The following is a 13,452-nucleotide window of genomic DNA, read 5'->3' as shown; positions in this document are numbered from 1 at the left end:
GTCGTGATTCGTGTCGATCTCGTCGATCGCGCCCAGTTGGGAACGTGGATCGGCGAACGGCTGGCGGCCCAGCAGCAGCGGGTCGCGCCCGGCGAGCCGGGACGGCAGGCCTTGCAGTTCATCGTCGAACGCGTCGAGGGCAATCTGCTCGCGGCGTACCAGGAAATCCAGAAGCTCGGCCTGTTGTATCCGGCCGGGTCGTGATTCGTGTCGATCTCGTCGATCGCGCCCAGTTGGGAACGTGGATCGGCGAACGGCTGGCGGCCCAGCAGCAGCGGGTCGCGCCCGGCGAGCCGGGACGGCAGGCCTTGCAGTTCATCGTCGAACGCGTCGAGGGCAATCTGCTCGCGGCGTACCAGGAAATCCAGAAGCTCGGCCTGTTGTATCCGGCCGGCGTGCTGAGCGCCGAGCAGATCGAGGCCGCGGTGATGAACGTCGCCCGCTATGACGTTTTCAAGCTCCTGGCCGAAATCGAATTCCAGCTTGTAGTTCTTCGTCTCGCTGTCCTCGGCCAGTACTCGGGCGAGGACGGCGGCGAACCGCCCGATTTCTCCGCGCAGACGCCGGTGGGCGCCTGTCCGAAGTGCTCGTCCCATGTCTATGAACATGGCATCAGCTGGGCGCACCGCGAGCTCGCCGGGCAATACGGCATGGTCGTGTCGATGAGCCGGCGGGCGAACGCCTGGGACAACGCTCCGATGGAGAGCTTCTTCAAGACGTTGAAAGTGGAGCAGACTTCACGATGCCGATACGAAACTCGGGCACAGGCGAGACTGGATGTGGTCGATTGGATTGAAGGGTTTTACAATCGCGAACGCATCCACTCGTCAATCGGATACCGCACGCCTTGTGATTACGAAGCTATGCAAAAAGTAGCGTGAGTTGCTGTACGTGGAACCGAGGCATGGTCATCTTGCTGGACGTCATGCTGCAAGCGAAGCCGCCGCCCTTGTCGCTCTCGCACCCTCGTCGACCCCGGCACCGAAATCCGCGGATTCGTTCGACGTGTACGTGAACGCGCACCTGAACGACTTCACCCGGGTCGGTTGCATGCGGACGTACATCGCGACGCACGGTTACACGTACGTGCCCTTTGCCAAGCCCCACGCTGTACCTCACGACTTGACCAAGTTGACCACCTACGACGCGTTCCTAGACCCGCGATATGGCGCGAAGTGCGGCAAGGTCATGACGAGCAAGGACAAGTTGGCTGCCCGTTGGATCGCTATCAACGCGATTTGGGATGACCGAATCATCGGTTGGTTTGCCACTCTTTAAAGGAGGAATCGCATGTACAACCCCGTTTCATGGCGCAGCAAAGTCTATGACCGCATCGGACGAGCGATTTTCGGCGAACCGCCATCCAAGGATTTTTACTACATCGAAGGCGATCGGGTGTTGGAACAGACGCATGCCTCGTTCATACGCAGTGTGCACGCCAACCTCCTGCGTCGCGACCTGCGAGCGTTGGTGTCGTGCCGAATGTTGATCTTGGGGATCGTGCTTGGGGCGATCTGTTGGTGGAACGCGGGGGAATACACCGGGGCGTTGTCCCAAGCGATTCATTGGCACTGAGCAAACAACACAACGGAGAAGACCATGACCATCAAACTTGCGAAGGTATCGAAGCAAAGTACGAGTCGTCGCGGCGGGCTTTTGAGCTTTTTTGCGCCCTCGGCGTCCAGCAAGGTGCAGGACCGTGTGGCGCTCCAATGCCGCAACATTTTGGAAAGTGATGTCGAATCGCGCAATGTGCCGTTCGATCTGAAGGACATGAACGGTCAATGGCAACTTGCTGCCGACGGGACACCGCTGGTGCAACTGGTGAAGCTGGACGGTCCGCAGAGTGAGATTGGCGTGGGCAACGCCAGTCTTTCCGAGACCGCCGTTCAATACGCCTACCCTTTTATGACGCTCGCTGGCCAGGTTATGGCCGGCCAGCACTGGATCGGCCTCGGCACGTTCATGGGGCTGCAACTTGCCTGGGCGGCTGGTACCCTGCCGTTGATGGGCCGGAACTGGCGCCAAGGTATGCTGCCGATGGTCCGTTTCACGGTCGGGCTGACGATGCTTCAAGCTGCCGCATCGTACTTCTTGGGCTCCTTGGCGTCATCCTTTGTTGCTGCGGCGAGCATGCTCATGGTCGCACGCCCGTTTATCGAGCAGTTTCTGGTGAACGTCGACGGGTCCAGTCGCCCGATGCCAACGGACACCCCGTTCCATGCGCCGAACACGGAGCGCGAACTCGCGGCACGACGCCAGCAGAACGATTTCGCCCGGAAAGACCAAACCCCGGTCATGGTTCTTGGGTTCAGTGCGGGCGTCATGAAGGCCATGGGGGATCGCCGAGCGGCCGACCAAGGCATGCCGGTCGGCGTGACGCAAAACGAGCTGTCACAGCACATCATGATTTTCGGGGCATCGGGCAAGGGTAAGACGTACGGCTTTCTGACACCCCTCTTGAAGCAGTTTGTGACCCTTGGTCGTGTCGTCGTACGCAACGGCGCCAAGGTGTTTGTGAACGGTGGCGGAGCGCTTTTGCTGTGCGGAAAAGGCGTACTGGGCCGTGACCTCGTGAGCGCGCTGCGAAAAGACGGCCTCGACCGAACATTGAACATCCACCTGATTTCGCCCGACGAGGGCGATAGCCGCGTCGCTGTGCTGAAGGGCTTGACCGCATCGCAAGTCCAGTCAGCGTTCTACAAGCTGTATGCCTCGTCCGCCGACAGCGACTTCTTCGTGGGCGCCGGCGCGGAGCGCCTCGGAACGTCAGTCCAGTTGCTGGAGGCCGCCGTGGAACTGGAAAAGCTCAAACTCGAAGCACGCGCAGTAGCCAAGGGATTTCCGAACTACCAAGCATGGCGCGAAGCGATCGATGACGAGGTGCGCTCGAGGGTCCGCTCGACGGGAGAATCGTTTGGTTTCGAGGATCTTGACCATTTCAACGGTTACCTCGTTGCACAGAGGCAACCCCAACGGTACGAAGAGGCTCTACGGCGCTTCAAGTGGAACGTGACCATGCTGCACGACGCTACCGTCATGTGGTACGACGACCCAGTCTTTTTGTTGGGTGTCGCAGGCGCGGCTGCCGCTGGTATAACGTTGCCGTCCAGCGCGAACGCCCCGAAGTTTGACGAGGGGTTCAAGCGTTGGATTATGCAGCATCCCGACGTGCTGAATGGTACGCCACGCGGCCAGGTCATCGTCGATTCCATTCACGCGGCCGTCAAGGCGTTGGAGGATGATGGGAAAACCCGCGGCAACATCCGTGCGACGGTTCAACAATGGCTTAAACCTCTGATGTCCGACCCGGTGCTCCGAGGTTGGTGCGACATCGAAGACGGTCCTTACGTCGACGAGTTGCTCCGGACAACTGGAGCGGTGCGCACCGACGATAAGTGGATGCAGTCTCCCGTTGCGGACGTGTCAGACTGTTTGCACGGCGCGGTTATTGGCGTTTCACTCCCCAGGACTATTGCCGGTGAAACTTTTACGCACCTGATCAAATCGCGTGTGTACGGCGACCTTAACGAAAGGACGTCGGACTGGCGGGATCGAGACCCGACTGCGACTTCGGTGATGGTGATGATCGACGAGGCGCATCTGGTGATGAAAGGGTCCCAAAATGTCGAACCTGATGAGATCAAGATGGCGTCGATCGGTCGTTCGCTGGGCCTGGTGCTTGCTGAAGCTACGCAATCGCGCGATACCCTTGACGCAAAGTTCGGTGCGAACGCCACGGACGGTATGCTCGCCAACTTTGCTCATATTATTTCGTTCGACTCGACCCCATCGACCCTGGGCTACATGAACAACCGCATCGGTAAAGCTCCGATCTACAAGTACAACATAAACCTATGGAACGGTTATGTTGGATCCATCGCCTCGGACTTCCAACGGCACCGTGACTCGGCACGCCAGGACGTGCACGACGCTGGGACGATGGCGCTGCTGCATCGGCGCTATCGGTACGAAGCGTCCAAGCCCGCCGGTGTGTTATCCGTGTTGAGCAATGACGTCGAGCAAGGGACCGAGGACGTCCGGGGAACTGTGTTCCGATCGTCAATATCCCTACTGGAAACGTTCACCACGGGCCTCGTGACGAGTTTCGGTGAGGTCTTCGCTGGCACCAAGGGTTTGGTGGGAGCATCGTTCCGCGCTGCATCACGGGTTGCGCACGGGAAATCCCGCGACCTTAACGCGTACAAGGTCCCTGCGCTGCGCGAAATCTCCGGTCAAAAAGGGGAGAACGGTGAAACATCCGCGGGTCATACCGTCGAACTCTTCCCCGCGGAAAAGTGGCACGAGGTCGCAAACCATGCCTTCCATGCTGTTGCGTTCATCACCCGCGGCAAAAGCCCACGCCGAGAAATCATCGAGGGGTTGGGGGCCATCGGCCGTGTTGAGTTGGACCGTATAGCATCCCGGCAACCGGGTGTTGTCTCGCTCTACACCTTCCAGGAGGGAACGATGGGCAACTCGGAAGAGGCTCGATTGAGAGTGGAAATCGCTGGTCTTCATTCGGAAATCGCCGCTCGCAAAAAGGCGGGTAAAAAGGCATTATAAAAAACAGAAGGTCGCTCAACCAGCGGCCTTCTTATGTGCAAAGGCACAGATTTATTTATGCCTGGCTATTGACAGGCTCTTCCCTCGAGTTACTGTAAATACAGAGACATAGCGTCCGGAAAGGACCGTAACCCGAGGAGACTTTCAACATGAGCACCGCTAACCTTTCGTTCGATCATGCCGCCGCGAGTGCCGCCATGGACGCCTTGCATCCACCGAAGGTGCCGGATGGTCCCATCGGCTATCTGAGTGTCGACGGCTACCGGCGCCGATTCGAGGTCATTGCCGCGGGACTGGACCGCCAAGCCCGAATGCACCTCGCAGCCACCGTGCAACGAGTCGCCGAGTTTTTGATCGTTCGCAACGCGCCGGCCATCCACATTCTCATCAAGCTTCCCGATGGGTCGATCGTGTGCGCCCCTGCACTCGTGACGTCCACCCAACCGGAATGGCAAGGGCCCCGTGGAACGTTCATCGAACTAGCTGCGACCAAGGCCGGCATTGATCCCATGTTCCTGCGTTACCACATCGATATTTTGCTCGCCAAGACCTGGGAGCGGAAGGACCAACAATGGGCGGCGCACCGTCAGAACATGAGTCGTTATGAGGGTGACGCAGCGGCTCGTGTGCAAGCTTCGGCGCGTCGGTGAACCCATGACGAACAACGAAGGCTATGTGTATGTTCTGACCAATCCAAGCCTCCCCAGCCAAGTCAAGGTCGGCCGCACGGAGCGGGATCCACATACTCGCTTACGGGAGTTGTCGGCTGCCACGGGTGTGCCGACCCCGTTCGAGTTGGCGTACAGCGCTCATTTCTTGGACTGCCATGCGGCCGAAGCTTCGGCCCACGCTGAATGGAAAGACAAGCGAGTGAACGACGGTCGTGAGTTTTTCCGTGTGACTGTCTCCGAGGCTCTGCGTGTGCTGCGCAACTTGTCGGCCATCGAACGTCAGACCAACGACCCGCAGGTTATCGAAGACCTTTTGATTCGCGGGCGTCAATACCTGTTCGGCGCCCAGGGTGTACTTCGAAATCCCGAACGTGCGTTGTCGTTGTTCGAGGAAGCTGCTGCCATGGGGAGCGCCGGTGCTGCCTACTTTGCTGGCCGTGCGGCGTACAAGCTCGGCGACGACGGGACCAGGCAGGGCAAAGCGCAGCAAGCGAAGGCCAAGGCGTTCATGGAACGTGCGCTGGGCCATTTTCAGACGGCCATTGGGCTCGGCCACGCCAACGCCTGCGCATGAGCGTCGTGGGTCTACCGGGCGAACAAGCAGTACAACGAGGCCAGTGATGCCTGGCGTCTCTTCTTGACCCGGACGGATGCTGCCGGCGGACCGAAAGGAGAATCGATTCGATGGGTGCTGAACTGGGCGAAGGGAGATGTACACCATGGCAAGCCGCTGACCGACCCGTTTCTGTTGAAGCACAAGGGCGTGCTGCTCACGAAGCTGGACGAGAACACTAAAGTGTTACGCAGACCGTTGGGGCGGCTTGGCGAGTCCTGGCTTGCGTCGGTCGGGCATGGGCTGTTGGACGGCCTGGCGCGTTGCGGCAAAGCGATGGTTCGAGACTGGGTGTCGGCCTTGCTGATAATGCTGCCAGCAGGGATTGTCTACCTTGTTGGAGGCTTCCCGTTCGCGCTCCTGCCGTTGGTCGCGTGGCCCCTGCTCGTGTTGTTCAGAAGCCGTTCAGAACGGGGCGCCAAGGCGTATGTGCCGACGGCAAAGCCTCGTCGCCGGATCTCACGGTCAACGCGCCGGCGTTGATCTTCATAACTTTGATAGGAGACACATTATGTTTGCTTTGTACGTCATTTTTGGGATCGTCGTTGCCGCCGTCCTGTTGCGCGTTTTCTTCGTCAAAACGGGGCTCCGTGACCAGTTCCGTGCAAACTTGGCCAAGGTCGAGGCGGAATACGCGGCGAAGACCAAGGCTCAGGGTCCGGACGCGTAAAACCCACCTTGGGGGCTAGCGCCCCTTCCGTTGCCTACGGCCCGTTAGGGTGAGGAGGCGCCACGCGCCAAATGGGTTTGTTTTTTCCAGGGGCTGAAAGGCCCCTTGTCTTACATCAGCCAGCGCGGCCCACCGTCCTGCTGCGCAACATTGTTGTTCAGCAGAATCAGGCGGCGGGACGTGTTGAACACGTCGATGTGCCTGCGAACGACATGTTGAATCGCCTCGGGCAAGTCGCAAGTTAGATAACCCAGGTCTTCCAACACGCCGAGCGGCTCGTCCTCATCAGGTACATCCCCGAGCAATCCGCCGAAAAGCTGTTGCTGGATTGCAGATTTCAACTCGCGCCAGTCCCCGCCTTCGAAGGCGAACATGCGGGAGTTCACCGGTTCCTCAGGGTCGAAGTCATCGAGGTCCACGTCACGCATGCGCTGCACGAACGGCTCACGCTCTTCCACTGTCACTTCGTACGTTGTTCCGCGGAACCGTATGGCCACGGTCGCTGAGATGAGGTACGTCGAAAGTAAGGGGGTGCTCGCAAGACGCTCGCCCAGACGTACTACTTTGACGCTGCGTTTGATCGCTTCCAGTTCACGTTTACGATCGCCCCACTTGATGTTCGTCATCATCGCCTCCCTCAGCAAAGCTTGCCGTTCAAGAAACCTGACGACGACAACCATTTAGGATCGGGGTAATACGAGAACAGGTACGCCCCGGACTTGAGACTGTTGATCATGGGAACGATCACCCCACGTTGCACCGCGGCGCACCCTTCCGACGTGCTCACCGCTCCGCGAGCCGCGCGCTGGTCGTTGACGTAATCTGTTCCGTGCAGCCACAGGCCTCGCTCGACAGCATTGGAGTTGACCCCCTTTTCAAGACCGACCAATGGCATGGCCGGCCCGAACGGACCGTTGAACTCTTGCCCAAGCTCGAAAAGTCCGAGCGACGACTTGTTGGAATCTGGCACGTTCGAGAACGACCGAGCGTACAAGCCCTCGCCGGAACCGCTCCCGTGCAGGACATACTCATTCCACAGCAATGCAGGCCGTTTTACGTTGAACGCCCACAGGCGTCTGGCGGTGCTGGGCAACGAGTAGTCGATAACGATTAGGCGCTCCCGATCGCCGTACGTCTTGCTTGCACATTGCATCGCACGCAAAGCCAACCGCAGGGCCGTGGGATTGATCTCTGGTGCGAGGCTTTCTAGCCGTTCTCCGAGGGTTTGCGTGTCGGGATTGCGTACCGTCACGGGCACGCCTGACACGCTCAGACCAGACTCGACCTGCAACGATTTTGGCATTGTTGTCGGAATCGTGAACCGACGCATGGCGGAGGGCTTGGTGGTGAGCTTAGGCACACCTTGTGGGAACGCCACCTTGCCTTGCAGCAACACCTCGGCCGGCGTGATGCCGTGCCGAAGTACCGGTGCACGCGTTGCTGTTTGAAGCATGGGGATCAGCCCTACGCCCAGTGCCGTTCCAACGACGAAGGTCGTTGCGGCTTCTTTGTATGAAAGTCTCATGAATGTCTCCTCCTGGTGATGCCGCTTCGCCTCCTTTGCGTCGCTTGCGTTGTTCATAAAAAAGCCGGCCCAAAGACCGTCGGTCTTGCTACTACCCTCTGCCAAGCCCTGCTTTACATCGAGCGGCCCATGGTCCGCGTGCGCGCAGGCTCTTGTTCGTGACGCAGTACGCGTTCGTTCAGCGCGGTCCGATCGGGTATTGTCATCTGCGGTGCGGTCTGTTGCTGGTTCGACGGGGCTTGCTCGTGCTTGCGTTCGTCGGACTTCTGTTGCCACAAGTCTCGGACCTTGTTCATCGAAAACTTCTCGCGTTCTTGCTGCGGCGCGGGCTCGGCTTTCCGAGCAAGTTCGGCTTGCAACGAGGCGTTGACACGGCGCTGATGCTCCTGCTCGGCACGGCGTTGCGACTCTTGCTCAACCATTCGTGTTTGCATGTCCAACGTTGCTCGCTGTGCTTGCAGCGTGGCCGTCAGCAACATGTTTTGCGTTATTTCGTTCAGGCTCTCGACGAGAATGTCCATGGACCCTTCCAACAGCGCCACCTCGGGATTTTGCTGCTCGATGCCGTCGTTCATTTTCTTGCTCATTACCTACCCCAGTTGGTTTTTATGTGCTTTTGCACATCATTAAACCTAGCAAGTTTGATAGGTTTGGCAATAGCCGCGCGCTGTAAAAACCGTTTGATTTTTGACTTTTTCAACGAACGAATCGCGGCATTCCATTGATAAATAACACCGTCATACGTGGGACAAAAATAGTTCTAGAGATTTTCGCATGGCCATTGACGGGTTTAAATAACCTGCTTTACTGGGTCAACAAAGGCCCTACACGAGGCCTCCAAATTGACACATCGGGGAGACCAACATGCAGAGAAAGGGACTGTTGTACCGTGCGTTGAAGGCGTGCATCGCAATCGCGTCATTAGGTTTAACACTGAGCGTCGCAAGCCCTGCGGCGATGGCAAATCCCTTGCCGTTTTCGTGGACAGGTGAGCACCATTTCAAGTTGTACGAGGACGTGAGCGTGCGCTCGTATCACGTCGATCGTGCGGAGAAACGCGAGAACAACTTCAACGAGGCCAACTACGGTGGGGGCCTCGAACTCACCAACGAGACTTGGGGTGTCATGGGCGGGTATTACCGCAACAGCATCCGACGCCCATCGTTCTACGCCTTGGTCCGTTTTACCCCTTTTCACGTTCACTTTTCAGGCAAAGACGAACTTTCCATCGGTGGTGTTGCTGGTGGTCTATCGGGCTATGTCAAGCAGTTCACGGCGACGACCTCGACGTCGGATTGGGTCGCTCACACGGACAGCAACGGGTACCCCTACCTGACCCGCGGTGTTGATACTCAAACGCAATGGCATACGAAAGGCCGTGGATGGATGCCAGGCGCAGGAATCATGTTGAGTTACGAGCATGGGCAAGCCTGGGGAGCGAACGTGCTCGTCGTGCCCGAGGTCAAGTCACTGGGCGTGGCTGCGTTCGTCGGGCTGCAGCTAAGATTTCATCTGTTCAGCATCGCAAGTTTGTGAGCAATCCATCTGTGATTCGACCTGCATCCCTGCCCACCTCGCTTTTTTAAACTGATTGCTTTCTCGAAGCTTCATCGGAATGCCTATGTGTCCAGCATGTCCCATTCGTCCCCGAGAATCCATCGCAACGCGGAGAGCTTACCGTTGATCATTCCCCATTCGAAATCGTCCCACGGGCCGAGGTTCTCAATGCCGACCTCGTCTTCGGTCCGCCTCGCGGCCACGAGTGCACTTTCCCACACGGTATCGAGCGTCTGATCTGTCCGATAGGGGCTCCGGCTGTAGTCCTTCTCCGCGACGATATGATGTTTTCTAGTCTGAATCTCGTGGCGAAGGTTCCAGTGGCGGTTGTACCAGACCTGCAGGAATAACAGATGCTCGGCTTCGAGGATCTCCGGTAACCGCCGCGCTTCCTGCGAGTAGTTGAAATCAAAGTTTTGGTCGCCAAGAAGATCGGGGCAGTAATCATTTAGGAATTCAGCCATCGATATCCAATAAGATGACTTCGGAGCATCGAACAGATGCACGAGGTCGGCGTGCGCTTTCCGAAAGTTACCATTTGCGTCGCTGAAATCCTTCGTGTTGTGAGTGATGAACGCGCACGGCGCGTCCGTGGTCGCGTCCGAAGCAACATCGATGTACATTTCGACAAGGATGGCGTCTCCCACACTGTTCTTCGCACGATGATACGGGGCTTGCTTCGCGAGCGCGCGCTCAGTGACGCGCTGCTTGACCGCGTCGCTGGTTGCAAGCACGGGAGCGCGGTGTAGAAGTTTGTCGATGCGTTCGATGAAACCGCCTACCGCGTCGGCATTAACTCCTACCTGGTGGTCAACCTCGTTTAGCCCAGCCAGCAAATCGGCTTTCGCGCCGTCGTCACCGAACTGACTCACTGCCTGCCTGACCAGCCGGAAATGCGGCTGCAAGCCGCGTCGAGCCTCGTCGATGATGCGGGCCTTATTGCGGTCGAATTCGTCCACCACCTGCTGCGGCACGACGAGTTCAATATGACCGTTTTCCACAAGGTCTTCGAGTACATTGATGACGGGTTGCTCGCGATAGTCCTTTGCGAGGTCGAGCCAGACGCATGTATCAACCAGCAGCCGGATAGCCATGCCGCGCCTCTTGTATCGATGGGAAACCAGGGATTCTACGGGAGCATGAATGTTGATCGCGTTGACCAAGGCGCAGACGTGCCGCATGAAGATTCCGCCGAACAACACCTGAGCACAGGCCACGCAATGAAAGCGAAAGACTTGCTGATGCTCATTGTGCCGTCCGCGAACGCGGTAAGATCGCGCTCGAATTCACCATGCCTTGACTTTTAGAGTGGGCGGCACCGGTCCCCGGCCTGAAATACGATGTCCGGGTCGATGGCATCGACCATGCGGATGCTCTCCTGTACGTTTTCGCTCGAACGGATTGCGGTTTGCAACGTGTCAACGTACAGATCGTGCAACGCTTGCCGCTTCTCGCCGTCAAGCCACACCGACGACATGATGTCAGCCGTAGATCGCCACTGAACTGAAATATCTGGATCGGTGAGATAAGCATCAAGCTCGTCGATGGTCAACGCGTTCGCATGGGACACCACGACCGTTGTTTCCACGCCACCATTGATTGCATGCGTAACGAACCAAGGCTCGTCGTCTTGAAGGTCGAGCAGCGCTTCAAAAGACAAGCCCTTACGATTTCGGACAGCGGCTTCCCGCGGGTTGTTCAGCAATCGAGCGTCACGCCATCTTCTAAGATCGCCCATCCGGTATGTGACCGCATGATTGCGGGCGGTGCTCATACCATGCTTATCTTGCACGTAAGGCGGACCGGCCCCCTCACTCCGCAGTCGTTCTAGGCTTCGAGGCGAGCGGGCCAGAAAAAGCCCTGCGATTTCTGGGGAAACCGACACGTCGTCGTTGAGCGCTGCGATGCGATTCAGTCGCTCAACCATCACATCGTCAGACAGCGTTTCAAGCGTCAACATCGTGCTCGTCGTCCTCTTCTGAGCAATCATCCTCGCCCTTTGGGCTTCCGGAGACCCCATGTTTTCGCCAAAGTTCGGGCGGCACATCCCGCACTTCGATGCTGGCTCGGGGCTTGGGCCATTCCAAGGGTGTCGGCACCCAGACTTGCATCGGCGGATAATCCGGCGTCATCAACAGATTGTACAAGGCGGGACACCGAGTCAGGATGGTCGTCTCGATCGATTGCATGGCCTCCCTCAGCCGACCCTCTTCTACCTCCGTATACCGATTCGTAACGTTCGACAGATCCCGCGTGTTCATCAGCGTATGAGCAACGTTTGGCGTCAAAGCGTCGCGGAGTTCGATCCGCTGGTCCGTTTGCGAGCGTGCGTTCACAAAGTGATTCAAGAACCGCTTCGTTGTTTCTTCCGTCAAATGCAGCGCATCGGTTACCCCTGCGAAGGTTCGTCGAAGGTCATGCATTCCGAGAGCGGGCACTGGCACCTGAAAGCGATTCCCATTGGGATCGGTCTTGATCGACCACTTTATGATTCCAGCGTCCCGGCATAGGTACGCTCGCAGGGACTTGCTATCTTTATAGTGCGGCGACTTTCTGAGACGTGACACCGAGGACGGCGGGAACACCCACTGGATCCGAGCCGCTCGACGGAACGGGTCCCGATCTCTTGCAGCTTCTTCATCGCGTATTTGCTGCCGCTGTCGCAAAATCTTGGTGGCCGCATGAGCCAACGGCAGCGTGTGGTTCAGCCCGTTCTTGGTATCGCGGAGCAATACCAGTCGTCGATCCAAGTCGATGAACGAGACATGCTTCGCCATCTCTTCGGAAATCTTGTCGCGCCACATCAAATCGCTCGCTTCGGCCGACCGACATCCCCAGAGCGTTGCTAATAGTAGATAGTCACAACCCGTGCGGTTGTGACCACGCCGCTTGAAGATAGCCTGTAACCATGGCCCTAAGCTTTTGTCGAGGCTCAGCGGTGCTCGCTTGCCGTGCTCTTTGATTTGTTCTTCGAGTTCTTGCCGCGATCTGTACTTGCCACGCAACACACCAAAAGGGTTGTAGTTTAAGACCGGCGCTGTCGAGGCCCGAAGCGCAATCCGCCGGTCCCGCTCTATCGCGAAGTCTACTGCTGTTGATGCCCATCGCATGGTTTGCTCAGCAGTCGTTCGGGCAGTATTGGCAATCTCGTCGAAGCGCTCGATAACTACGTCATCGTAAAGTTCGTTAACGCGTTTATTGAGCCACGGCTCCAGCTTCCGAACTGCTTTGTCGAGTGACCGAAAGCTATTGACTTTGGCGGGCTTCTTGCGAGTCAGCAGCTCTGTTCGATACAGTTCAAAAACCTCACCTAGGGTAAGGTCTCTTGATTCCCGTGCCCGCTTCGATGGCCCTGGCGCGCGCCCCGTCTTCTGTATTTCGTGGGCCAGTTCACGGGCTCGGTTCCTTGCTTGTTGCAAGGTGAAGTCGACAACTTTGCCTATCGTGGCTCGGATGACCGCACCCGGGCCCGAAGCTCGAACCCGCCGCTGAACTATATAAGTGCTGCTGCCCGATGTGACTTTAAGGCCAAAACCGGTGGGCACGTCGCTGCTGGCATCGGTGATAATGTAGGCTTTTCGGCCAGGATTCGGCGGCCACTTGGCAACGGGCTCCCCTTCAATGGGAATCCTATCGACGTTTGCGTTCGTAGCGATCTGACTTGTGAGTTTGAGCTTCATCAGAGTGTATTCCGGGAAGAGCGCATGTATTCCGACCAATGTATTCCAAACGCATTTTACGTTATCCAGCATACGCTGGGCATACTTTTTAGTGCGGGCACTTGGCGGCATATGCCGATTAAAACCAGCGTCGATACGCATAAAATGGTATTAATAACATGCAGTTAGGT

13 protein-coding genes and 3 pseudogenes are annotated in these 13,452 nt (G+C 57.7%); 10 read left to right on the top strand and 6 right to left on the bottom strand.

The genetic code is table 11. The features are described 5' to 3' along the window. From OVY01_RS11795 to OVY01_RS11755, 9 genes and pseudogenes are all read left to right on the top strand, one after another. Positions 1–198, top strand: a pseudogene (locus tag OVY01_RS11795) (DNA polymerase III subunit delta); the annotation flags it as partial. Between the two features lie 14 nt (positions 199–212). Continuing rightward, positions 213–461 (top strand): annotated as a pseudogene (locus OVY01_RS11790) (DNA polymerase III subunit delta); the annotation flags it as partial. Between the two features lie 153 nt (positions 462–614). Next, a pseudogene (locus OVY01_RS11785) lies at positions 615–881 on the top strand (integrase core domain-containing protein); the annotation flags it as partial. Positions 882–1,290: 409 nt separating this feature from the next. Next, positions 1,291–1,575, top strand: coding sequence for a hypothetical protein (locus OVY01_RS11780; protein WP_267847612.1), 285 nt, complete (start codon positions 1,291–1,293; stop codon positions 1,573–1,575). 24 nt (positions 1,576–1,599) lie between these two features. Next, complete coding sequence (locus tag OVY01_RS11775) at positions 1,600–4,566, top strand: type IV secretory system conjugative DNA transfer family protein (protein ID WP_267847611.1); 2,967 nt, start codon at positions 1,600–1,602, stop codon at positions 4,564–4,566. A gap of 149 nt (positions 4,567–4,715) precedes the next feature. Then, positions 4,716–5,216 carry a hypothetical protein gene (locus tag OVY01_RS11770; RefSeq protein WP_267847610.1) on the top strand — a complete coding sequence of 167 codons (501 nt, stop codon included), beginning with the start codon at positions 4,716–4,718 and terminating at the stop codon, positions 5,214–5,216. Positions 5,217–5,220: 4 nt separating this feature from the next. Continuing rightward, complete coding sequence (locus tag OVY01_RS11765; protein ID WP_267847609.1) at positions 5,221–5,811, top strand: GIY-YIG nuclease family protein; 591 nt, start codon at positions 5,221–5,223, stop codon at positions 5,809–5,811. Positions 5,812–5,874: 63 nt separating this feature from the next. Then, entirely contained in the window at positions 5,875–6,333 is a 459-nt protein-coding gene (locus OVY01_RS11760) for a hypothetical protein (protein WP_267847608.1), read from the top strand. A 28-nt stretch (positions 6,334–6,361) separates the two neighbouring features. Beyond that, positions 6,362–6,520, top strand: a complete 159-nt coding sequence (locus OVY01_RS11755; protein ID WP_267847607.1) for a hypothetical protein — start codon at positions 6,362–6,364, stop codon at positions 6,518–6,520. Positions 6,521–6,630: 110 nt separating this feature from the next. Here the strand turns inward: OVY01_RS11755 and OVY01_RS11750 are convergent, their stop codons facing one another. From OVY01_RS11750 to OVY01_RS11740, 3 genes are all read right to left on the bottom strand, one after another. After that, positions 6,631–7,146, bottom strand: coding sequence for a hypothetical protein (locus OVY01_RS11750; RefSeq protein WP_267847606.1), 516 nt, complete (start codon positions 7,144–7,146; stop codon positions 6,631–6,633). 11 nt (positions 7,147–7,157) lie between these two features. After that, positions 7,158–8,045 (bottom strand): murein L,D-transpeptidase catalytic domain family protein, encoded by an 888-nt coding sequence (locus tag OVY01_RS11745; RefSeq protein WP_267847605.1) that lies wholly within the window; start codon positions 8,043–8,045, stop codon positions 7,158–7,160. Positions 8,046–8,158: 113 nt separating this feature from the next. After that, entirely contained in the window at positions 8,159–8,632 is a 474-nt protein-coding gene (locus OVY01_RS11740; RefSeq protein ID WP_267847604.1) for a hypothetical protein, read from the bottom strand. A 277-nt stretch (positions 8,633–8,909) separates the two neighbouring features. On the opposite strand from OVY01_RS11740, the gene OVY01_RS11735 reads away from it, so the two are divergent. After that, on the top strand, positions 8,910–9,581 hold the full coding sequence (locus OVY01_RS11735; protein WP_267847603.1) for a hypothetical protein: 672 nt from the start codon (positions 8,910–8,912) through the stop codon (positions 9,579–9,581). Positions 9,582–9,664: 83 nt separating this feature from the next. On the opposite strand, the gene OVY01_RS11730 is transcribed toward OVY01_RS11735, so the two are convergent. From OVY01_RS11730 to OVY01_RS11720, 3 genes are all read right to left on the bottom strand, one after another. Then, the gene (locus tag OVY01_RS11730) at positions 9,665–10,696 is read right to left on the bottom strand and encodes a PIN domain-containing protein (RefSeq protein ID WP_267847602.1); all 1,032 of its coding nucleotides are present in this window, start codon (positions 10,694–10,696) and stop codon (positions 9,665–9,667) included. A 209-nt stretch (positions 10,697–10,905) separates the two neighbouring features. Further along, on the bottom strand, positions 10,906–11,562 hold the full coding sequence (locus tag OVY01_RS11725; protein ID WP_267847601.1) for a hypothetical protein: 657 nt from the start codon (positions 11,560–11,562) through the stop codon (positions 10,906–10,908). Further along, positions 11,549–13,423 (bottom strand): integrase arm-type DNA-binding domain-containing protein, encoded by a 1,875-nt coding sequence (locus OVY01_RS11720; RefSeq protein WP_267847600.1) that lies wholly within the window; start codon positions 13,421–13,423, stop codon positions 11,549–11,551. The genes OVY01_RS11725 and OVY01_RS11720 overlap by 14 nt, the downstream gene beginning before the upstream one ends. Positions 13,424–13,452: the final 29 nt, after the last annotated feature.

Source organism: Robbsia betulipollinis (genome assembly GCF_026624755.1).
In the GTDB taxonomy this organism is placed as follows: domain Bacteria; phylum Pseudomonadota; class Gammaproteobacteria; order Burkholderiales; family Burkholderiaceae; genus Robbsia; species Robbsia betulipollinis.
Note: the sequence above shows the minus strand (reverse complement) of the source record. Positions and strands in the feature narration are given on the sequence as shown.